Raw genomic sequence first — 21825 nt, 5'->3', positions numbered from 1 at the left:
GCGCCACCCCTCTGGTATACCAAGTCTCCGATTGGCCTTGTTACATCAAGGGCCTAGAGCTGAACTCAAGTTCGGTTTATGGCGATTTGGTGATTGCGCAGGTGAAATCGACTCCGTAAATAGAGCCGACCTTTCGCGATCCCCGCGCGCCCCATGCTGGGCCGCAATAAAGCAATTGAAGCCCATGACCGCACGGATCGAACGACCGCTTTCGCCGCACATTCAGACCTACCGCTGGACCCTGACGATGGCGCTTTCCATCGTCCATCGCGCCACCGGAATTGCCCTCTACGCCGGAACGCTGCTGCTGGCCTGGTGGCTGATTGCGGCGGCCTCCGGCCCCGCCGCCTATAGCCACGTCCAAGCCTTCACCGGCAGCATCATCGGCCGCCTGATCGTGTTCGGCTACACCTGGGCGCTGATGCACCACATGCTCAGCGGCATCCGGCATTTCGTCTGGGACCTCGGCTACGGCTTCAAGGCCAATGAGCGCGAAGCGTTGACCTGGGGCGCCCTGATCGGCGGCATCGTGCTCACGGTCCTCATTTGGATCATCGCCTACGCGATCGGAGGCGGACGATGAGTTTCGACGAATCCCACGGCGCCCCGAAGGGCTCCTCCATGCGCACCCCGCTCGGCCGCGTGCGCAATCTCGGCGCGGCGCATTCGGGCACCTCCGATTTCTGGCGCCAGCGCATCACCGGCGTCGCCATGACGCTGCTGATGATCCCCGTGATCGTGATCGTGATGATGCTGCTCGGCCGCAACCAGGCCGGCGCCGCACAGATTCTCGGCTCGCTGCCGATCGCGGTGATCCTGCTGCTCTTCATCTTCGCCAGCGCCTGGCACATGAAGATCGGCATGCAGGTCGTGATCGAGGACTACATCCATAACGAGAAGCTGAAGCTCATCTCGATCATGCTCAACAACTTCTTCTCGTTCGCCGTGGCGCTCGCCTCGACCTACGCGATCCTGAAACTTTCCTCCGGAGTCTAAACCCATGGCCACAGAGACCAATGGCAAGGGCAACGGCGCTCCCGCCACCAACGGCAAAGCCTATCCGATCGAAGATCACACCTATGATGTCGTCGTGGTCGGCGCCGGCGGCGCAGGCCTGCGCGCCGTGGTCGGCTGCAGCGAAGCCGGTCTTCGTACCGCCTGCATCACCAAAGTGTTTCCGACCCGCTCGCACACCGTCGCGGCGCAGGGCGGCATCTCGGCGTCCCTCGGCAACATGCACAAGGACGACTGGCGCTGGCACATGTACGACACCGTGAAGGGGTCGGACTGGCTGGGCGACCAGGACGCGATCGAATACATGGTGCGCAACGCGCCCGAGGCGGTCTACGAGCTCGAGCATTGGGGCGTGCCGTTCTCGCGCACCGAAGACGGCAAGATCTACCAGCGCCCGTTCGGCGGCATGACCATGGACTACGGCAAGGGCCAGGCGCAGCGCACCTGCGCCGCCGCCGACCGCACCGGCCACGCCATGCTGCACACGATGTACGGCCAGTCGCTGCGTCACGCGGCCGAGTTCTTCATCGAGTTCTTTGCCATCGACCTGATCATGGACGACCAGGGCACCTGCCGCGGCGTTATCGCGCTCAAGCTCGATGACGGCACGCTGCACCGCTTCCGCGCCCAGACCGTGATCCTCGCCACCGGCGGCTATGGCCGCGCCTATGCATCCTGCACCTCGGCGCACACCTGCACCGGCGACGGCGGCGGCATGGTGCTGCGCGCCGGTCTGCCGATGCAGGACATGGAGTTCGTGCAGTTCCACCCGACCGGCATCTACGGTTCGGGCTGTCTCGTCACCGAAGGCGCGCGCGGCGAAGGCGGCTATCTCGTCAACTCCGAGGGCGAGCGCTTCATGGAGCGCTATGCGCCCTCCGCCAAGGATCTGGCCTCGCGTGACGTCGTCTCGCGCGCGATGACCATCGAGATTCGCGAAGGTCGCGGTGTCGGCAAGAAGAAGGACCACATCTTCCTTCATCTCGACCATCTCGATCCCGCGGTGCTGGCCGAACGCCTGCCGGGCATCTCGGAATCCGCAAAGATCTTCGCCAATGTCGACGTGACGCGCGAGCCGATCCCAATTGTGCCGACCGTGCATTACAACATGGGCGGCATCCCGACGAACTATCACGGCGAAGTCCTGACCAAGAAGGACGGCGACGACAACGCCATCATCCCCGGCCTGATGGCGATCGGCGAGGCCGCCTGCGTCTCCGTGCACGGCGCCAACCGCCTCGGCTCCAACTCGCTGATCGACCTCGTCGTGTTCGGACGCGCCGCGGCGCTGCGCCTCGCCGAGAAGCTCACGCCGAACGCCAGCCAGCCGGAATTGCCGGCGAATTCGTCCGACCTGGCGCTCGGCCGGCTCGACCACTACCGCTACGCCTCCGGCGGCACGCCGACCGCGAAGCTGCGCGAAGGCATGCAGCACGTGATGCAGAACAATTGCGCGGTGTTCCGCACCGGCGACATCCTGAGCGAAGGCCAGAACCTGATCGAGAAGGTCCATAGCGGCATCATCGACATCGCCGTATCCGACCGCTCGCTGGTGTGGAATTCCGACCTGATCGAGACGCTCGAATTCGACAATCTGATCTCGCAGGCGGTGGTGACGATGAACTCGGCCGCCAACCGCACCGAGAGCCGTGGCGCGCATGCCCGCGAGGACTTCTCCGAGCGCGACGACAAGAACTGGATGAAGCACACGCTGGCCTGGCTGGAAGATTCCGGCAAGGTCAAGATCGAGTACCGCCCCGTTCACGACTACACCATGACCAACGACGTCCAGTACATCCCGCCCAAAGCTCGCGTTTACTAAACGGCGCGCGTGTACTGAGCGAACAGCGAAAGCTTTATCGAAATGGTTGAATTCGCACTTCCGAAGAACTCCAAGATATCAGGCGGCAAGACCTGGCCGAAGCCCGCGGGCGCGACTGAGGTCCGTGAATTCCGCGTCTATCGCTGGAATCCGGACGACGGCAAGACTCCCAGCGTCGACACCTATTACGTCGACACCCATGATTGCGGGCCGATGGTGCTGGACGGCCTGATCTGGATCAAGAACAACATCGACCCGTCGCTGACCTTCCGCCGCTCCTGCCGCGAAGGCGTCTGCGGCTCCTGCGCGATGAACATCGACGGCCAGAACACCCTGGCCTGTACCCGCTCGATGCACGACGTGAAGGACGGCGCGGTGAAGATCAATCCGCTGCCGCACCAGCCTGTCGTGAAGGACCTCATCCCCGACCTCACCAATTTCTATGCACAATACGCTTCGGTCGAGCCGTGGCTAAAGACGACCTCGCCGACGCCGCAGAAGGAATGGAAGCAGAGCCACGAAGACCGCGAGAAGCTCGACGGCCTCTATGAATGCATCCTCTGCGCCTGCTGCTCGACCTCTTGCCCGAGCTATTGGTGGAACAGCGAGCGCTACCTCGGTCCCGCCGCGCTGCTCCAGGCCAACCGCTGGGTATCGGATTCGCGGGATGAGGCGACCGGCGAGCGGCTCGACAATCTCGAGGACCCGTTCCGCCTCTATCGCTGCCACACCATCATGAACTGCGCCAAGGCCTGCCCGAAGGGCCTCAACCCGGCGGAAGCCATCGCCGAGCTCAAGCTCAAGATGGTCGAGCGCCAGATCTAGGCGTCATTCATGCTGCGATCCCCGGCCGGAACGGCCGGGGCATTCTACGACGGGCAGGTGTTCGAGTAGATTTTGCCTGCACCCCTGCGCGCGCAAGCAGGCGGGTTGCAACCTCTGGTTCCCGCCACAAGCCGCTTCCTTCCCGGCGCGAAATTCAAGTAAGCTCTCCGGCGTGGGACCGGAGCGACCGTGCAGGGCGCACAACGCAATTCGCTGAGATTGCTGCAGTGGATGATGGCTGCGTCCCTGGCGCTGCCGATTGCGCTGTTCGCGATCGCCGCCTCGATCTCCTACACCTCGACGAAAGATATCGCCGACCGCGAGATCGAGCGCACCCTCGATGTCGCGCATGAGCATGCGCTCAAGGTGTTCGAGACCATCGACCGCAGCCTCGCCGAGATCAACGAGGTGGTGCGCGGCATGCCCGACGACATCATCCGCTCGCGCGAGCCGGCCCTGCACCGCCGCCTGAAGCAACTCTCCGATTCGCTGCCGCAGCTCAAATCGGCATGGATCTTCGATGCGGACGGAAAGTCGCTGGTCAACAGCCTGGCCTCGCCGCCGCCGGCGCAGAGCTTTGCGGACCGCGACTACTTTGCCGCCCATGTCGACCAGACCATCGGCAGCTACATCGGTGTTCCCCTGACGCCGCGCCAGCCCTATCAGGGCGCGCGCTTCTTCGGGGTCAGCCGCCGCCGCGGCTCCGACGACGGCAGCTTCATCGGCGTGATCCAGGCCTCTGTCCTCCCGGAATATTTCGAGAGCTTTTATGCCCGGATCGGCTCCGACCCTGGCAGCTTCCTCGCCATGGGACGCACCGACGGCGTGGTGCTGGCGCATCTTCCGCGGCTGGATCGCGACCTCAGGCTCGATCCTAACGGGCCGGTCGGCCGCAGCATCGCAGCTCACCCCGAGCATGGCCTCATCACCATTGCCTGGCCATGGGACGAGGTCGAGCGCCGCATCGGCTACCGACGCATCGCCGAATACCCGATCTATGTCAGCGCGGGGTTGGAGACCTCGGCGATCCGCGCGCGCTGGTTCGCCACCATGGGCCAGCATCTGGTGTTCGGCATTCCCGCCACCGCGCTGCTGTTTCTGCTGCTGGCGTTCGCGTTCCGGCGCACCCAGCATCTCCAGGCCGAGGCCGCCGCGCGGCGCGAAGCCGAGGAGGCGCTCAAGCACAGCCAGCGCCTTGAGGCGCTCGGCCAGCTCACCGGCGGCGTCGCGCACGACTTCAACAACCTCCTGACCGTGATTCGCGCCTCCGTTGACCTGCTGAACCGGCCGCAGCTGAGCGAGGAGCGGCGCCAGCGCTACATCACGGCCATCGCAGACGCGGTCGGGCGCGCAGCCAAGCTGACATCGCAGCTGCTCGCCTTCGCGCGCCGCCAGACCTTGAAGCCGGAGGTGTTCGACGTCGGCGCGCGGTTGCAGTCGCTGCACGACATGCTCGCGACGCTGCTCGGACCCGCGATCGAAATCGCGATGCGGCTGCCGGCCGAGCCCTGCCTCGTCAATGCCGATGCAAGCCAGTTCGAGACGGCGTTGATCAACATGGCGACCAATGCGCGCGATGCCATGCACGGCAAGGGCAGGATCGTCTTCAACGTCGAGGCCGCGGCGACCATTGCGGACACGCGGGCTCCCGTCTCGGGCAACCCTGATCTTTCAGGCGGCCGTGACCTTGCTGGCAAACACGGTTTCGTCGGCATTGCCGTCAGCGACACCGGCATCGGCATTCCGGCAACGCGGCTCGAGCGCATCTTCGAACCGTTCTTCACCACCAAGCAGATCGGCCACGGCACCGGTCTCGGCCTATCGCAGGACTCGCCGAGCTGGTCATGGATGCCGATCGCTTCGATGTCGTTTTCTCGGACATCGTGATGCCCGGCATGACCGGGCTCGATCTCGCGCAGGCGGTCCGCGACCGCGGCATCGGCGTGCCGGTCGTGCTGACCACCGGCTACAGCGAGGCGCTGTCCCAGGACGGCAAGGTCGATTTCGAGCTCGTGCAGAAGCCCTACGCGATCGATCAGCTATCGCGCGTGCTGCACCGGGTCGCGCGGCGCCGGGTGCGCGACGGCGCCGCCGAGTGAGCTGACGCCCGGAACCTACGGGAACCTTTTGATTTAGCTTGCGTTATCCGGCCATGCAAAAGCCGGTCAGAAAACGCGAATCGGGCAAGAAGCCGCCCATCGTCGAAATCATCGGCGAGACCGGCGGGGAAGTGGCTCCGCCGCCGCCCGAGCTGGTCGAGCCCGACCCGGAGCTGTCGCCTGAAGAGGCCGAGCAGGCCCGCAAGGACTATCTCCTCACCCGCTTCTGGATCAGCGCGCGCGGCTTCTGGGGCGGCAACGGCGACCGGCTTGCGTGGCTCTACTCCGTCGGCCTCGGCCTGCTGATCGTCCTCACCGTCGGCTTCCAATACGGCATCAATGTCTGGAATCGGGCGATCTTCGACGCGATCGAGAAGCGCGAGGCGTCCACCGTCTTCCATCTCACCGCGGTATTCTTCCCGCTCGCGATCGGCAGCATCGTGCTCGGCGTGGCACAAGTGTTCGCGCGCATGGGCATCCAGCGGCGCTGGCGGGCGTGGCTGACGGCAAGCGTGCTGACGCGCTGGCTTGGCAACGGCCGCTATTACCAGCTCAATCTCGTCAGCGGCGACCACAAGAATCCGGAATACCGGATCGCGGAGGATCTGCGCGTCGCGACCGATTCTCCGGTGGATTTTCTCGCCGGCGTGACGTCCGCGCTGCTGTCGGCCGTGACCTTCATCGTCGTGCTCTGGACGATCGGCGGCGCGCTCACCGTCACCCTTGCGGGATCGTCGGTGACCATTCCCGGCTTCCTGGTGATCGCCGCGATGCTCTATGCGGGAATCGCATCGGGCTCGATCCTGGTGATCGGCCGCCAATTCGTGCAGGTCTCCGAGGACAAGAACCAGGCTGAGGCCGATTTCCGCTACACGCTGACGCGCGTGCGCGAGAACGGCGAGAGCATCGCGCTGCTCGGCGGCGAGGAGGAGGAGCGCGACGGCATCGACCGCAATTTCACCAACGTGCTGCGGCAATGGGCGCGGCTCGCGGGTCAGCACATGCGCACCACGCTGGTGTCGCAGGGATCGAGCCTCGTTGCGCCGGTCGTGCCGCTTCTGCTGTGCGCGCCGAAATTCCTCGACGGCAGCATGACGCTGGGTCAGGTGATGCAGGCGGCTTCCGCCTTCACCATCGTGCAGAGCGCGTTCGGCTGGTTGGTCGACAATTATCCGCGGCTCGCCGACTGGAATGCCTGCGCTCGCCGCATCGCCTCGCTGATGATGTCGCTCGACGGCCTCGAGCGCGCCGAGCTGGGCGACGGCTTCGGCCGCATCAAGCGCGGCGAGACCAGCAATGACGCCATGCTGGAGCTGAAGGATCTCTCCGTCACGCTCGATGACGGCACCGCCGTGGTCGGCGAGACCGAGGTGGTGATCGAGCGTGGCGAGCGGCTGCTGGTGGCCGGCGAATCCGGCACCGGCAAGAGCACGCTGGTGCGCGCCATCGCCGGGCTCTGGCCATGGGGTGGCGGCAGCGTCAATTTCCATCCCGACCGGCGGCTGTTCATGCTGCCACAGCGACCCTACGTGCCGTCGGGCTCCTTGCGTCGTGCCGTCGCCTATCCCGGCGCGGAAGACGACTGGACGGTCGAGGAGATCGGCGAGGCCCTGCACAAGGTCGGCCTCGACCATCTCAAGGAGAAGATCGAGGAAGAAGCACCCTGGGACCAGACGCTGTCCGGCGGCGAGAAGCAGCGCCTCGCCTTCGCGCGGTTGTTGCTGCACAACCCGGATATCGTCGTGCTCGACGAGGCGACCTCGGCGCTCGACGAGAAGAGCCAGGACAAGATGATGAAGATGATCACCGACGAACTGCCGAAGGCCACCATCGTCAGCGTCGCGCATCGTGTCGAGCTGGAAGCCTTCCACAGCCGCAAGATCGTGCTGGAGCGCCGCAAGGGCGGCGCAAAACTCGTCAGCGATATCGACCTGATCCCGCGCAAGGGCAAGCGCAAGCTGCTCGGCCGCTTCCTGCGCCAGCGCAAGGCGCCGAAAAAGGCGGCGTGAGGGGCGGTCTCTTTTCTTCGTCGTCCCGGCGAAGGCCGGGACGACCCAGAGATTGTTGCCCGGATCGAGCGTTGGAGTCCCCGGCAAAACCGGCTATGCATGCGCCGCTTGCAACGAGGACTTTGACTTGGCGACCGATAATGCCCCTTCGTCCGCGCCGTTCGGCGCGTTTGCGCCGAACGCGGCGCAGGCCGCGATCATTCGCCTCGCGACACAATCGGGGCTGAAGCGCGGCGCGTTCCGGCCCTGGCTGTCGCGATTGGTGAACCTGCTGCGCGGTGGTCCCATCGACGTGCAATACCAGGGCGCATCGTTCCGCTTCTATCACCAGGGCAGCGCCACCGAGCGCGGCGCGCTGTTCAATCCCGATTACAATCTCGACGAGCTCGACTTCCTGCGCCAGCACACCCCGGAGGGCGGCGTGTTCGTCGACGTCGGCGCCAATGTCGGCACCTTCGCGCTGGTGATGGCGCGACAGGTCGGGCCATCAGGCAAAGTGATCGCCATCGAGCCGCATCCGATGACGTTTGGACGGCTGTCGTTCAACCAGGCCGCGTCGAAAGCGACGCAGGTGCGCCTGGTGCAGGCGGCCGCCGGCGACAGCGACGGCGAGCTGATGATCGAGAGCGGCGGCGACAATCTCGGTGCCACGCATGTCGTCACCGGCACGGCCAGCGCCGAGGCGATCAAGGTGCCCTCGCTGCGGTTGACGCGCATTCTCGGCGAGGCCGGCGTCACCAAGGTGGACGCGCTGAAGATCGACGTCGAGGGCTTCGAGGATCGCGTTTTGATCGGCTTCTTCCGCGACGCGCCGCAATTGCTATGGCCGCGCGCGGTGGTAATCGAGCATTTGTCGCAAAAGGAATGGCGGGACGATTGTATCGCCGACATGGTCGCGCGCGGTTTCGTGGTTGCGCGCAAGACGCGGAGCAATACGTTCCTGTCGCGCTGACGACGAACAACGGATGTTACGAATGATCGACCATATGGGCTTCCCGGTCTCCGACTATGAGCGCGCCAAGGCGTTCTACGCCAAGGCATTGGCGCCGCTCGGCTACAGCCTGATCATGGAGGTCACGCAGGAGCAGACCGGACACGATCCAGCCGCCGGCTTCGGCGCCGACGGCAAGCCGGATTTCTGGATCGGCGGCGAGGGCGCGCTGAACAAGCCGGTGCATGTCGCGATTCTGGCGAAGGACCGCGCCACGGTGGACGCGTTCTACAAGGCGGCGATTGCAGCGGGCGGGCGCGACAACGGGCCGCCGGGCATCCGGGCGCATTACCATCCGACCTATTACGGCGCCTTCGTGCTCGACCCTGATGGACACAACATCGAGGCGGTTTGCCACGCGCCGGAATAGATAAGTTCCATCCTTCGGCCGGAACCTCGTTCCGCGCGCGCCGTTGTCGTCCCTTGCAAGAAGGAGCACGACATGGCCAACGACAATGCCCGCGACGTCGACCGCGTATGGGATCTGATGAAGACGATCGGATTCGCGATGCTGGTGACGCGCGATGGCGACAAGCTCCGCGCGCGGCCGATGAGCGCCTATCTCGACCGCAACGCGAACACGATTTATTTCCTCACCGACGCGCGGCGTCACAAGGACGAGGAGATCGCGCGCAATCCGTCCATCAACCTGTCGTTCGCAGATGCCGGCAGCCAGAAATACGTGTCGCTGACGGGCACCGCAATGATCTCCAATGACCGTGCCAAGATCAAGGAGCTGTTCTCGACGCCGGCCAAGGCGTGGTGGGACTCTGCGGAAGATCCGAACATCCGCGTGCTCAAGGTCACGCCTGACGATGCCGAGTTCTGGGACTCGCCCGGCACCGTGATTTCCTATGTGAAGATGGCGGCCGCGGCGGTGACGAACACGCGCCCCGATCTCGGCGACAACCGCAAGGTCTCTATGTAATGCCGATCGAGCCGCCCGAGATACCGCCGTCGACGCCCGGTACGCCCACCGAACCGCCGCCGGGGATTCCGCCGAGCAATCCGCAGCCTGAAATCGCACCGCCGGTGCGCGAGCCCGGCTCGCCAGCGCCGCCCGACGAATTGCCGGGCCGCATGCCTGAAGAGATTCCATCACGCGGACCGAACGGACCGCTCACGCCGAATCCCGCGACGGATGCAAGTCCGCCGCGGGATCGCGCATGAGGCGACGCATCAGATCCGAGGCAATTGCAACCTGCGTCTGAATGCGCAATGAACGTCACCATAGTGAGGTGATTTGCGTGCAGAAATAAATCGGGCCGCGTCCGCTTCGTCCGCCACAATCCGGCCTAACGCGTAGCTGTTCATCCGAACACTTCGTCAAAGAACCTTCCGGGGAAGTTCACCACATGACCAACCTTCGTTTCGTGCTGCTTGCCACCACGGCTCTGACCGCGATGCAATTCGCAAGCTCCGCATCGCATGCACAAGGCGCGCCGCCGCTTGTCGTCGCGCAGGCGCAGCCACAAGAGACCGGCCCTGACGGAAAACCGAAGCAGCCGCCGAAGGGACCACCAGCGGCCGCGCCGCCTGCGGCGCCCGCGCGCCCGGCCGCACCGCCGCCCGCAGCTGAAGCAACCTGCGCCGCCCCCGGCTGCGGCTCCGCAACAGCACGCGCCGACACCGCCGCCTCCGGCACCGCCTTCCGCGCGCCCGGCTCCCCCGCCGCCAGCACCGCCGTCCGCCGCGGCTCCGCAGCACGCACCGACGCCGCCTGCGGCAGCAACTCCGCAGGGACGCCCAGCGCCGGCGCCCACGGCAACACCGTCGCCTGCGCCGGCCGCTCCGACCGCGCGACCGGGTGCTCCGGCTGCACCTGCAGCCACACCGTCACCGACGGCGACTCCTGCGCCGACCGCGACGCCGGCTCCAGGCAGCACGCCGGGCACGCCGCCGACTGGCCGCCCCGGTACGCCGCCTCCCGGCGGACGTCCTGGTGCGCCCCCGGCTGCAGGGTCACCTGCTCCAGGCGCCACGCCCGCGCCGACGGCCACGCCGACTCCCGGTGGCACTCCGACGCCGCCGCCCGGCCGTCCAGGTTCGCCTCCTGCGCCTAGTGCAACTCCGGCTCCGACAACGACGCCGGCCCCCGGTGGCGCCGTGACACCGCCCCCTGGACGCCAGGGTGGTGCGCCTCCTGCTGGTGCACCCGCTGCCGGAGCTCCGCCGACCCAGCCGCAGGCAGGCGCCCCGCCCCGGCCGCCGGCTCCCCCCGCCGGCGCCGCTGCACCGAGCACCGTGCCGGGCTCGGCGGCTGCGACCCCGCCGCCCAACAGGGCGCAATACGCGGCGCCCACGGTTGCGCCGGCGTTCCGCGCCGCGCCCACGACGACCACGCCCCTGCCGCCACCGCCGCGTCCGCCGCAGCGTGACCTGACGCCGCTCGCGATCGGTGCAGGTGTCGTCGCCGGTGCCGTGATCGGCGCCACCATCGCCGACTACCGCAACCAGCGCCGCGAGTCGGTCGAAGGCGGCCGCACCGTCTACACCGAGCCGGACCGCATCATCATCCGCGATCCGGGTGGGCAGACCTACGTCCGCGGCAACGATCTCTATCGCTTCCGCTATGGCGCCCGCGACATCCGCACCGAAACTGTCGGCGCCGATACCCGCACCGTGGTGATCCGTCCCGACGGCAGCGAGATCATTACCGTTGTAGGTCAGGACGGTCGGCTGCTGCGGCGAATCCGCAGGGACCCGGCCGGGCGCGAGCTCGTCATCATCGACAACAGCTACCGCGATCCGCAGTCGGTCGGCGGTTTCTATGTCGACGCGCCGCCGCCCGTCGTCAACATGCCCTACGATCGCTATATCGTCGACGCCCAGGAGGCCTCGCCGGACGTGATCTACGAGACGATGGTGGCGCCGCCGGTGCAGCGGATCAACCGTCGCTACACGCTCGACGAGATCCGCTACAGCCCGAATGTTCGCATGCAAATGCCGAGCATCGACCTCAACACGATCAACTTCGAGACCGGATCGTGGACCATCCCACCGGACCAGGCGGCGAAGCTGCAGTCGATCGCGGACGGTCTCAACCGTGCGATCCAGGCCAACCCGCGCGTGGTGTTCCTGATCGAAGGTCACACCGACGCGGTCGGCAACGACGTCGACAATTTGTCATTGTCGGACCGTCGTGCGCAGTCCGCGGCCGAATTGCTGACCCAGCAATTCGGTGTGCCGTCTGAAAACCTGACGTCGCAAGGCTATGGCGAGCAGTACCTGAAGGAGCAGACGCAAGGACCGAGCGCGATCAACCGGCGCGTCACCGTCCGCAACATCACGCCGTTGCTCAACGGCGGCCAGGCCTCGCTGCCGCCGCCCCCGCCCGGCACCGCGCCGCCGCGCTGAGGCGACACACAAATGCAAAATGGCCGGGAGCAATCCCGGCCATTTTTTGTTTTGTTTCGTAGCCCGGATGGAGCGTGTCAGCTCTTGTCGCTCTCCAGCCGGAAGATCTGCGAGCCTTCGCTGCCCGAGAGCAGGCCCGTGTCGCTGTAGAGCTTCAGCTTGGCGCGGGTATCGTTGATGTCGAGGTTGCGCATGGTGAGCTGACCGATGCGATCGGCCGGCGTGAACGCCGCGTCCTCGACCTTCTCCATGCTGAGCCGCTCCGGCGCATAGGTGAGGTTCGGGCTTTCGGTGTTGAGGATCGAGTAGTCGTTGCCACGGCGCAGCTCGAGCGAGACCTCGCCGGTGACGGCGCGCGCGACCCAGCGCTGCGCGGTCTCGCGCAACATCAGGGCCTGCGAATCGAACCAGCGGCCCTGGTAGAGCAGGCGTCCGAGGCGCATGCCGCTGATGCGGTACTGCTCGATGGTGTCTTCGTTGTGGATGCCGGTGACGAGGCGCTCATAGGCGATGTGCAGCAGCGCCATACCGGGCGCTTCATAGATGCCGCGGCTCTTGGCCTCGATGATGCGGTTCTCGATTTGGTCGCTCATGCCGAGGCCGTGGCGGCCGCCGATGGCGTTAGCTTCGAGGAACAGCGCGACGGGATCAGAGAAGGTCTGGCCGTTCAGCGCGACCGGCTGGCCTTCCTCGAAACGCACCACAACCTTCTCGGCCTTGACGTTGCAGTCGTCACGCCAGAACGGCACGCCCATGATCGGGTTGACGATCTTGATGCCGCTGTCGAGACTTTCAAGATCCTTGGCCTCGTGCGTCGCGCCGAGCAGATTGCTGTCGGTCGAATACGCCTTCTCGGCGCTCATCTTGTAGGCAAAGCCCTGCGCCGTCATGAACGCCGACATCTCGGCGCGGCCGCCGAGCTCGTCAATGAACTGCTGGTCGAGCCAGGGCTTGTAGATGCGCAGGCCCGGATTGGTCAGGAGGCCGTAGCGATAGAAGCGCTCGATGTCGTTGCCCTTGAACGTCGAGCCGTCGCCCCAGATGTTGACGCCGTCCTCCTTCATCGCCGCGACCAGCATCGTGCCGGTGACGGCGCGCCCGAGCGGCGTGGTGTTGAAATAGGTGATGCCGCCGGTCGAGATATGAAAGGCGCCGGACTGGATAGCGGCGATGCCTTCGTGGACGAGCTGCGTGCGGCAATCGACCAGCAGCGCTTTCTCCGCGCCGAACTCCATCGCCTTGCGCGGGATCTCGTTGTAATCGGCCTCATCCGGCTGGCCGAGATTGGCGGTATAGGCGTAGCAGCGCGCGCCCTTCTGCTTCATCCAGAGCAGCGCCGCGCTGGTATCGAGGCCGCCCGAAAAAGCGATGCCGACTTTCTCCCCCTTGGGCAGGCTTTTCAGGATCGTGGTCATGGGGCTTCCAATCGGTCTCGAAGGGCTGATGTCGTTTCACGGGTTGACCGCGCGAATATCAAATTTCGCGGGGCTCGGCACCCCTTTAATGGCTCAAACTGACGGCTCGGCACCCGTCTTGCGTCCGAACAGGCGCTGGCGGAGCCGGTAAGCGGGCATGTTCAGCCGAGTCAGGGCGGCATCGACCGCCTCGTCGGAAAACCGGGTCCGCGGCCAGCGGTAAATCAGCGCGTAGGCAAACCAGATCACGACGAAGGTGACGAGGCCGGCGATCGACACGTCGGTGAAGAAATGGCCGCCAAAGGCCATCCGCAGCCCGCTGGTCACGAGGCCGAACACCACGGCTCCGGCATAAGCGAGCGGTCGCCACGCCGGCGGTGCCAGTGCGGCCGGCGCCAGCGTCCAGAACGCGGTCGCGCCCTCGCCCGAGAAGAACGAGCAGTTGCGCGCGCAGCCCCCGCGCGGATCCCACCACGGCACGAATTGCTGGTCGCCGGCGAACTGCGTCACCACCACCGGGCGCGGCCGGCCCCAATAGGACTTGAAGGCGAGATTGGTGAGGATGCCGGCCGACATGATGATCGTGACCAGCAGGAAGACGATCGCGCGACCGGATACCATCAGCGGGCGGTCGGGCCGGACCATCTTGACCACGAGCGCGATCAGCGCAGGCAGCACGAACGCCCAGGCGACCCACATCGCGGCGTCGCGCGCGAAGCCGGCCCAACCGTTCAGCTTGAGCGGAAACGTTTTCGTCTCAGGGTCGAAGAACAGCGCGGCGAGCTTGAGATCAAGCTCGGGATAGAGGCCGAAAACGACGCCGATCACGAGCCACAGCGCCAGGGCGATGAAGAGTCCAGTCCGGTTCATGGCGCGCGGTTTAGCCCAGTGGGAAAGGGATGAAAACCCCGTGACAAGTCAGAAAGTCACCGCGCATCCGGCCGCGAATTCGACGGCAGCGGCGGAGGCGGTTGGCGCGCAGGCGGCGGATTGCGCCAAGCGCCGGCATTGCGGCCGGCGATCAGCCAGTAGACGACGCCGGCGACGATGCCCGCGCCGGTCATGATCTCCAGATGCCGCCGCACAATGCCTTCGAATTGCAGCGTGTCGGAATGAAACGGGACCAGGCCGAGATAGCAGGCGAGCCCCACGACGCCTCCGCCCACGGCATAGGCGAGCGCGCTGCGGATGTAGAGCGCCTCGGTGATCGCCACGATCACCGCCGCCGGCACCAGCGCAAAGCCCGAGACGAAGATGAAGCCGAACCCGAGCAGGATATCGATCGTGCCCTGATCGACGGGACCGGCGCCGAGATCGGCGAACTCCGGAAACAACAGCGCGACGACAACGATCATGCCGCCGACGAAACAGGCGGCGAGGAAGCCGATGAAGATGACGACGAGGCGGCCGATCAGGGACATGATGGGAACGAATTGGTGACTGACGGCGTCGCCACATCCACAATCGTCATGCCCGGGCTTGACCCGGGCATCCACGACTTGCTCTCTCGTGGCTCGACGTGGATGGCCGGGTCAAGCCCGGCCATGACGGGCGTTGAGAGCGTCGCCATCATCAATATCAATCCGTCATCGCCATGGCCCGCAGCGTCTGGCGTTCACGGGCCGAGAGCTTTTCCGTCTCCGACTTGAGCTGGCCGCAGGCGGCGAGGATGTCGCGGCCGCGCGGAGTGCGCACCGGCGAGGAATAGCCGGCGTTGAAGACGTATTCGGAGAATTTTTCGATCTGGTCCCAGTCCGAGCACTCATAGGCGGTGCCGGGCCAGGGGTTGAACGGGATCAGATTGATCTTGGCGTGAATGCCCTTGAGCATCTTCACCAGCAGCTTGGCATCGTCGAGCGAATCGTTGACGCCCTTGAGCATCACATATTCGAAGGTGATGCGGCGCGCGTTCGAGGCGCCGGGATAGTCGCGGCAGGCCTGCAGCAATTCCTTGATCGGATATTTGCGGTTGAGCGGCACCAGCTCGTTACGCAGCTCGTCGCGCACCGCATGCAGCGAGATCGCGAGCATCACTCCAATCTCCTCGCCCGCGCGCACGATATTCGGGACCACACCCGAGGTCGACAGCGTGATGCGGCGGCGGGAGATGCCGATGCCTTCGTTGTCGCCGACGATCAGCAGCGCGTCGCGCACCGCGTCGAAATTGTAGAGCGGCTCGCCCATGCCCATCATCACGATGTTGGTGACGCGGCGCGTACCGTCTTCGCGATCGGCCCAATCATTCAGACGATCGCGCGCCACCATCACCTGTCCGACGATCTCCCCGGCGGTGAGATTGCGCACCAGGCGCTGCGTGCCGGTGTGGCAGAACGAGCAGTTCAGCGTGCAGCCGACCTGGGAGGACACACACAACGTGCCGCGATCGGTTTCGGGGATGTAGACGCACTCGACTTCATGCGCCCGCTCGACATTGTCGCCGCTCGGCAGCCGCAGCAGCCATTTGCGGGTGCCGTCGTTGGAGATCTGCTCGGCCACGACTTCGGGCCGGTCGACGGTGAAATGTTGCGCGAGCTCGGCACGAATGCCCTTCGAGACCGACGTCATCTCTTCGAAATTCTGGGCGCCACGGAAATACATCCAGTGCCACAGCTGCTGCACGCGCATCTTGCGCTGCGCCGGTGCAACGCCGATCTCGCCGAGGCGATCGGCAAGCTCGGTGCGCGACAGGCCGATCAGCGAGGGCCTCGCCGGCGGCACATAGGTCTCGAGCGGAGTCTTCTCCACCAGTGTTGCGTTGTGCGGCTCGGTCGTCGGTTGCATGGAATGGCCTGATTTAGGTGGTCGTTCTGGGATGGTCCAAAGGACTAAACCCGGAACCTCGAGATTCCGAGTTCGATGCTACGCATCGCCCCGGAATGACGGGAGAAAATCTGGAACGCGCCCTATATAGCAACCGGAACGGCCGATTGCGACCTTATCGACCGCAGGCTTAACGCCTGCAATCCTGCGCGATCTTGTCGAGCGCCTGGGCAAGGCCCTTCAGCGAAAAGGTGTCGGTGGTCTCGGTCCCCTTGGACGACATGCCCTTGACCACGAGATCGGCGGATTTGCGCATGGCCTCGACCATCCGCTCTTCCTCGGCCGCGTTCTTGATCCAGAGACCGTCGCCCTGCGAGTACATGGCGAAAGCGGCGCCGCCCACCTCGACCGAGGATTCAGAGCCCGGCTTCAGCGCATAGCCGATCATGACCGAGACTTCGTTGTTGACCTTCTCCGCCGGGCGGGTGGAGACGAAGGCATAGGCAGGATCGCGCGGCCGATTCGGCGGGTTGGTCTTCGACGACGACGGCTTGGCCAGCGCGAAGCAGACCTTTTTGCCGTTGGGCGCGGCCGAATAGGCGCCCCAGGTGCCGAACTGACCGATCAGGGTTGGCTCCGCGCCGCCGGCAACCGCCGCGTGCGGGGCCGCCGGCTTGCTCTCGGGCTTTGCAGCCGTCTTTCCGGTCGTATTGGCCGCCGGCGCGGCCGGTTTCGGCGCGGCCTCTTTCGGTGCAGTCTTGGGCGCAGGCTGCGCCGTCTGCGCCCGCGCGGAATCGATGATTCCACAGGCCGCCACGCCCGTCATCAAAGCTAAAATCAGCACCCGCCACATGCTGGAGTGGTTCCCTCAATATTGTGACTGGAAGATGGCCCGGTCGCGCATTGTCCCCGGGGCAGGGATAGCCGGGAAAGTCCAATTTGGGAAGGCAGTTAGCGAAGGTCGCGGCGACTAGGCCCTGGATCGCGCCGCGCGTTGCTCCGCCCATTGCGCATCGGTCCAGCGCAACAAATCCTCGACGCCGGAGCTGCGCAAATGCGCGCCACCGTCGATCACCACCATCTCGCCGTTGATGTAGCCGGCACGGTCGGAGACTAGGAAGCTGGCGAGGTCGGCAAGCTCGGGGTGCTCGCCGGCTCGTCCCATCGGGTTGCGCGCGGCCCACCCTTCGTCGCGACCCTCGGGGCGGAGCTGGCCCGAGGCGCCGGCGGTCGGGAACGGTCCCGGCGCGATCGCGACGGTGCGGATTCCCTTCGGGCCCCATTCCACGGCGAGACTTTTGGTCATCGCCAACACGGCCGACTTCGCCATCGCCGACGGCACGGTGAAGGCGCGACCGGTGATGGTCGAGGTCGAGAGGATCGAGAGCACGACGCCGCCATGCTTGCCGTCGATCCAGCGCTTGCCGGCGGCAAGCGTGCAATACATCGCACCATGCAGGGTCGGCGCGAGAATCGCATCCGCGGCGCGGAATGAGAGATGCTCACTCTGCGCGATGAAAGTCGCAGCCGCATTGTTGACGAGAATATCGAGCGGCGCCCCGCGCCAGATCGCGTCCATCATGCTCTCGACGGCGGTGCCGTCTCGGATATCGCAGGCGATCGTGGTGACCTTGCCGCCGTTCTCTTCGCGCATCTTGCTCGCCGCCGCCTCGAGCCGATCGAGCTTGCGGCCGCAGATCACGAGCTCGGCGCCGAGCGCGAGGAAACGGTGCGCCATTGCAGCACCGAGGCCCGAACCGCCGCCGGTGACGAGGATGCGCTTGTCCTTGAGCAGGCCTGTTTCAAACATGGTTTGAATCCTTCTTGTTTCGTCGTTGCGCGCGCAGCGGGAAACCGTACCGCGGAAATAGGCTTCGCTACGCTCCCAATGACGGGAGGATAGGCTCCTGCGTTCCAACTGACAAAGAAACCGGATTGTCGCCCGCACCTAAATCCGGCAGAAACGGGCAAACTATAAATCCACTCGAAACGCCCAGTACTTCACTTCTCAAGAAGGTGCCGCCATGAAAGCCATCCTCTGCTCGCAATATTGCCAGCCCGACGATCTCGTTCTGGCCGACGTGCCGGATCCGGTGGCCGGTCCCGGCGAAGCCGTGATCGCGATCAAGGCTGCGGCGCTGAACTTCTTCGACATCCTGATGATTCAAGGCAAGTACCAGATCAAGCCGCCATTCCCGTTCTCGCCGGCCGCCGAAGTGGCTGGGGTGATCGAGAGCATCGGTCCCGGCGTGACTGATCTGAAGATCGGCGATCGCGTCGTCGCCTCCTGCGGCCACAACGGCGCGCGCGAAAAGATCGCGCTGCCGGCGGCATCGATCGTGAAGATCCCCGACAATCTCGATTATGACCGCGCGGCCGGCATCATCATCATCTACGGCACCGCGCTGCATGCGCTGGAAGATCGCGCGAGCCCGAAGCCGGGCGAGACGCTCGCGGTGCTCGGCGCCGCCGGCGGCACCGGACTTGCCGCGTGCGAGCTCGGCAAGCTGATGGGCCTGAAGGTGATCGCCTGCGCCTCGTCGGACGAGAAGCTCGAATTCGCGAAGGCGCACGGCGCAGAACTCGCGCTCAATTACGGCAAGGAAGATTTGAAGGAAGGCCTGCGAAAGCTTACGGGCGGCAAGGGCGTCGACATCATCTTCGATCCGGTTGGTGGCACCTATGCCGAGCAGGCCCTGCGCTCGATTGCCTGGGAAGGCCGCTTCCTCGTGATCGGCTTCGCCGCCGGCGACATTCCGAAGATGCCGCTGAACCTCGCGCTGCTGAAGGGCTGCGATATCCGCGGCGTGTTCTGGGGCGCCTGGACCCGGCTCAACCCGGAAAAGAACCGCGCCAATCTCGAGAAGCTCGTGAAGTGGACAGCGGAAGGAAAGATCTCCTCGCATGTCGATCGCGTCTTCCCGCTGGCGCAGACGGCGGATGCGCTCAAGGTGCTCGCCGGACGCCAGGCGATGGGCAAAGTGATCCTGCATCCGTGAGGCTATGCGGCACGACGTGTGTCGGTACGGCCGCTCGCCACGAGCTCAACTGTCATCGCCCGGCTTGACCGGGCGACCAGTACTCCGAGACGTCAGTCATTGAATCGAGAAGCCGCGGCGTACTGGTTTCCCGCCTTCGCGGGGAATGACCGCGAGCGCGGGACAGGCAGTGTCCGCGCCGCCGCCGGGTCAATCCCCGTCAACCATTGTCGACAAAATTGCGGGGCATTCCTCCGCCTCGCCTCAATCAAACCCAAATATCTCCCGATTCGCGCAAGCCGCCGACGTTTTTTGGGCTGATTCAGACGGCGATTTACCGGCTCCAGTTTGCGGGGCATTTCTGGACAACAACAAAAAGACTGAAGCCGGGATGCCCCAGCGTTGCGTTAGTAGTGGGGAGCATCACCATGGAGACGACGGCGTACCGCCCGTCCAGGGAATCGAGATCGTTCGATTCCGATCAAGCTGCATCACATCCGGCCGTCGCGTCCTATATCCGTGCGCGCGCCGCGCGGCTCGATCTGTCACCGGAAGATCCAATTCCACTGTTCCTGTCCGATCCGCTCGGTGTGCCGGAGTCAGGCGAATATACGGCGCGGGCGTTGGGTCCCCGGCTCAGAATTGTCCCGCGTGTTCTCGCGGCGGTTCTCATCGCATCCACGCTGGCCGTTGCGGCCGCGCTGTATCAGCCCAGTCTCCGCAATCTCTTCGCCGCCGACGCTGCCGGCCCGACGGGTGCCGAGCTGGACCAGGCCATGGCGTCGGCCAACGTGCCGGACAGGCCTCAGACCGCGTACAAGGACCCGGCGCGCTTGAGCAACACAAGGCTGGCGAGCGCTGACGCGCAGGATCTCCCCGCAGCCTCAGCTCCGAGCCGCGAAGCGATTGCGACTGCCTATCAAACCGCGCTGCAAGCCCAGGCGCCCGGGCCAGTCGCGGCGCCGCCTGCGCCCCCACCGCCCGCTAAGACGCTCGATGCCGACACACTGGCTGGGCTGATGGCGCGCGCGAACGGTCTGTTGGCGGTCGGCGACATTGCCGCGGCGCGCCTGCTGCTCGAACGGGCCGCCAATGCACAGGATGCAACGGCTGCATTTCTGCTCGCGCAAACCTATGACCCGGCGGTGCTGGGCACGAGCGACGCGCGGCGCGTTGCTGCCGACGCGACCGCCGCGCGCGACTGGTACCAAAAGGCCGCAGGCCTTGGATCGGCGGAGGCGCGGCAACGCCTCGCCCAGCTTCAGAACTAGAACTCTTTAGGGGATATCATGCGTAATGCTTTGAGAATGGCGCTTGCCGCCATCATGATGATCTATGCCTTCGCGGCACGCGCGGAGCAGACCGAATATGATCCGGCCAAGGTCTCTGACAGCCTGAAAGCCATCTTCCAGTTCGGTTCGACCTCGACCAAGCAGTCGCTGAACGCCAACACCGTGACGTTGATCACCGGCACGATCGGCGGCACCTATGTGCAATTCGGCGCCGACCTCGCCTCCGTGCTCGACGACGGCAACAGGATTCGTGTGTTGCCAATCGTCGGCCGAGGTTCGGTGCAGAGCGTTGCCGACATCCTGTTCCTGCAAGGCGTCGATCTCGGAATCGTCCGCGCGGATACGCTCGACTATCTCGAGCGCAAAGGTTTTGCCAAGGACATCAAGAAGCAATTCACCTATGTGACGAAGCTCTACAACGAAGAGATGCAGGTGATCGCGCCAAAATCGGTCGCGACACTCAAGGATCTGGAAGGCAAAACTGTAAGCGTCGATCTGCCCAACGGCGGCACCTTCGTCACCGCGCTCACCGTGTTCGAGCGGCTCGGGATCAAGGCGAAATTCGTTTATGTCGAGCAGCGCATCGCGATGGAGAAACTGAAGGCCGGCGAGATCGACGCCGTCATCGTGGTCGGCGGCAAACCGTACAAGTCCGTTTCGACCTTCGGCAATGACGGCCGCTTCCACCTTGCGACCGTGGATTATGCAAAGCCCCTCCAGAGCGACTATCTGCCGGCGACGCTGACCGCCAAGGACTATCCGAACCTGGTCAAGGAGGGCGAGAGCGTGGACACCATCGCGGTGCCGGCCGTGCTCGCGGCCTACAACTGGGCGCCCAACACCGAGCGCTACCGCAAGCTTGCACTGTACGTGGACGCGTTCTTCACGAAATTCCCGACGCTGCAGAACCCGCCCTTCCATCCAAAGTGGAAGGAGGTCTCGCTCGCGGCGCCCCTGGCGGGCTGGAACAGATTGCCGGTGGCGCAGCAATGGCTCGACCGCCACGGCGTCGAACCGGTGACGCGGCAACGCTTCGAGGCGTTCCTGCGACAGAGCCCCTCGGCCGCAAAAGTGTCCGACGCGGACAAGGAAACGCTGTTCAAGCAATTCCAGGCGTGGGACGCCGAAAAGGCCCAGGCCCAGGCGCAGGCGGAGAAGAAGTAGCGAGCAGTCATCCACACATACAGCTGTCATCGCCCGCGAAGGCGGCGATCCAGCATTCCGAGACGGTTATGGTTCAATCGGAAGGCCGCGGCGTGCTGG

Annotated in this window: 18 protein-coding genes and 2 pseudogenes; 14 read left to right on the top strand and 6 right to left on the bottom strand. The window is 65.2% G+C overall.

All coding sequences use genetic code 11. The features are described 5' to 3' along the window. Nucleotides 1-184: 184 nt before the first annotated feature. From sdhC to IVB36_RS40290, 11 genes and pseudogenes are all read left to right on the top strand, one after another. The gene (sdhC, locus tag IVB36_RS27800) at nucleotides 185-583 is read left to right on the top strand and encodes a succinate dehydrogenase, cytochrome b556 subunit (RefSeq protein ID WP_018459778.1); all 399 of its coding nucleotides are present in this window, start codon (nucleotides 185-187) and stop codon (nucleotides 581-583) included. After that, entirely contained in the window at nucleotides 580-996 is a 417-nt protein-coding gene (sdhD, locus tag IVB36_RS27795; protein WP_007598776.1) for a succinate dehydrogenase, hydrophobic membrane anchor protein, read from the top strand. Before sdhC ends, sdhD begins: the two co-directional genes overlap by 4 nt. Nucleotides 997-1000: 4 nt before the next feature. Then, entirely contained in the window at nucleotides 1001-2836 is a 1836-nt protein-coding gene (gene sdhA / locus IVB36_RS27790; protein WP_018459777.1) for a succinate dehydrogenase flavoprotein subunit, read from the top strand. Nucleotides 2837-2878: 42 nt separating this feature from the next. Next, a complete protein-coding gene (locus IVB36_RS27785; protein WP_018459776.1) occupies nucleotides 2879-3661 on the top strand; it encodes a succinate dehydrogenase iron-sulfur subunit in 783 nt (260 codons plus the stop codon). Between the two features lie 189 nt (nucleotides 3662-3850). Continuing rightward, nucleotides 3851-5760: pseudogene (locus IVB36_RS27780) on the top strand (ATP-binding protein). A 53-nt stretch (nucleotides 5761-5813) separates the two neighbouring features. Further along, nucleotides 5814-7769: an ABC transporter ATP-binding protein/permease gene (locus IVB36_RS27775; protein ID WP_026233875.1), complete on the top strand. Its 1956-nt coding sequence runs from the start codon at nucleotides 5814-5816 to the stop codon at nucleotides 7767-7769. A gap of 127 nt (nucleotides 7770-7896) precedes the next feature. Then, entirely contained in the window at nucleotides 7897-8721 is an 825-nt protein-coding gene (locus IVB36_RS27770) for an FkbM family methyltransferase (protein ID WP_018459774.1), read from the top strand. Nucleotides 8722-8743: 22 nt separating this feature from the next. Beyond that, nucleotides 8744-9130 carry a VOC family protein gene (locus IVB36_RS27765; RefSeq protein ID WP_007598770.1) on the top strand — a complete coding sequence of 129 codons (387 nt, stop codon included), beginning with the start codon at nucleotides 8744-8746 and terminating at the stop codon, nucleotides 9128-9130. A 72-nt stretch (nucleotides 9131-9202) separates the two neighbouring features. Further along, a complete protein-coding gene (locus tag IVB36_RS27760) occupies nucleotides 9203-9688 on the top strand; it encodes a pyridoxamine 5'-phosphate oxidase family protein (protein ID WP_018459773.1) in 486 nt (161 codons plus the stop codon). Then, entirely contained in the window at nucleotides 9688-9930 is a 243-nt protein-coding gene (locus tag IVB36_RS27755; protein WP_018459772.1) for a hypothetical protein, read from the top strand. Before IVB36_RS27760 ends, IVB36_RS27755 begins: the two co-directional genes overlap by 1 nt. Nucleotides 9931-10115: 185 nt before the next feature. Next, a pseudogene (locus tag IVB36_RS40290) lies at nucleotides 10116-12117 on the top strand (OmpA family protein). 77 nt (nucleotides 12118-12194) lie between these two features. Here the strand turns inward: IVB36_RS40290 and argG are convergent. The 6 genes from argG to IVB36_RS27715 form a co-directional block, all read right to left on the bottom strand. Continuing rightward, nucleotides 12195-13532 (bottom strand): argininosuccinate synthase, encoded by a 1338-nt coding sequence (argG, locus tag IVB36_RS27740; RefSeq protein WP_018459769.1) that lies wholly within the window; start codon nucleotides 13530-13532, stop codon nucleotides 12195-12197. Nucleotides 13533-13625: 93 nt separating this feature from the next. Continuing rightward, nucleotides 13626-14402 (bottom strand): phosphatase PAP2 family protein, encoded by a 777-nt coding sequence (locus IVB36_RS27735; protein WP_018459768.1) that lies wholly within the window; start codon nucleotides 14400-14402, stop codon nucleotides 13626-13628. 56 nt (nucleotides 14403-14458) lie between these two features. After that, entirely contained in the window at nucleotides 14459-14953 is a 495-nt protein-coding gene (locus IVB36_RS27730; RefSeq protein WP_018459767.1) for a hypothetical protein, read from the bottom strand. A 157-nt stretch (nucleotides 14954-15110) separates the two neighbouring features. Then, on the bottom strand, nucleotides 15111-16313 hold the full coding sequence (gene rlmN, locus IVB36_RS27725) for a 23S rRNA (adenine(2503)-C(2))-methyltransferase RlmN (RefSeq protein ID WP_018459766.1): 1203 nt from the start codon (nucleotides 16311-16313) through the stop codon (nucleotides 15111-15113). A 169-nt stretch (nucleotides 16314-16482) separates the two neighbouring features. Next, entirely contained in the window at nucleotides 16483-17145 is a 663-nt protein-coding gene (locus tag IVB36_RS27720) for an invasion associated locus B family protein (RefSeq protein ID WP_018459765.1), read from the bottom strand. Between the two features lie 117 nt (nucleotides 17146-17262). Then, complete coding sequence (locus tag IVB36_RS27715; protein ID WP_018459763.1) at nucleotides 17263-18102, bottom strand: SDR family oxidoreductase; 840 nt, start codon at nucleotides 18100-18102, stop codon at nucleotides 17263-17265. A gap of 214 nt (nucleotides 18103-18316) precedes the next feature. Here IVB36_RS27715 and IVB36_RS27710 point away from each other — a divergent pair, with 214 nt between their 5' ends. From IVB36_RS27710 to IVB36_RS27700, 3 genes are all read left to right on the top strand, one after another. Next, complete coding sequence (locus IVB36_RS27710; RefSeq protein ID WP_018459762.1) at nucleotides 18317-19291, top strand: NADPH:quinone oxidoreductase family protein; 975 nt, start codon at nucleotides 18317-18319, stop codon at nucleotides 19289-19291. Nucleotides 19292-19497: 206 nt separating this feature from the next. After that, nucleotides 19498-20541, top strand: coding sequence for a hypothetical protein (locus IVB36_RS27705; RefSeq protein WP_247370620.1), 1044 nt, complete (start codon nucleotides 19498-19500; stop codon nucleotides 20539-20541). Nucleotides 20542-20559: 18 nt separating this feature from the next. Beyond that, nucleotides 20560-21726, top strand: a complete 1167-nt coding sequence (locus IVB36_RS27700) for a TAXI family TRAP transporter solute-binding subunit (protein ID WP_247338184.1) — start codon at nucleotides 20560-20562, stop codon at nucleotides 21724-21726. The last annotated feature ends 99 nt before the right edge of the window (nucleotides 21727-21825 follow it).

This window comes from Bradyrhizobium sp. 35 (genome assembly GCF_023073215.1).
GTDB classification, from domain to species: Bacteria; Pseudomonadota; Alphaproteobacteria; order Rhizobiales; family Xanthobacteraceae; genus Bradyrhizobium; species Bradyrhizobium canariense_D.
Note: the sequence above shows the minus strand (reverse complement) of the source record. Positions and strands in the feature narration are given on the sequence as shown.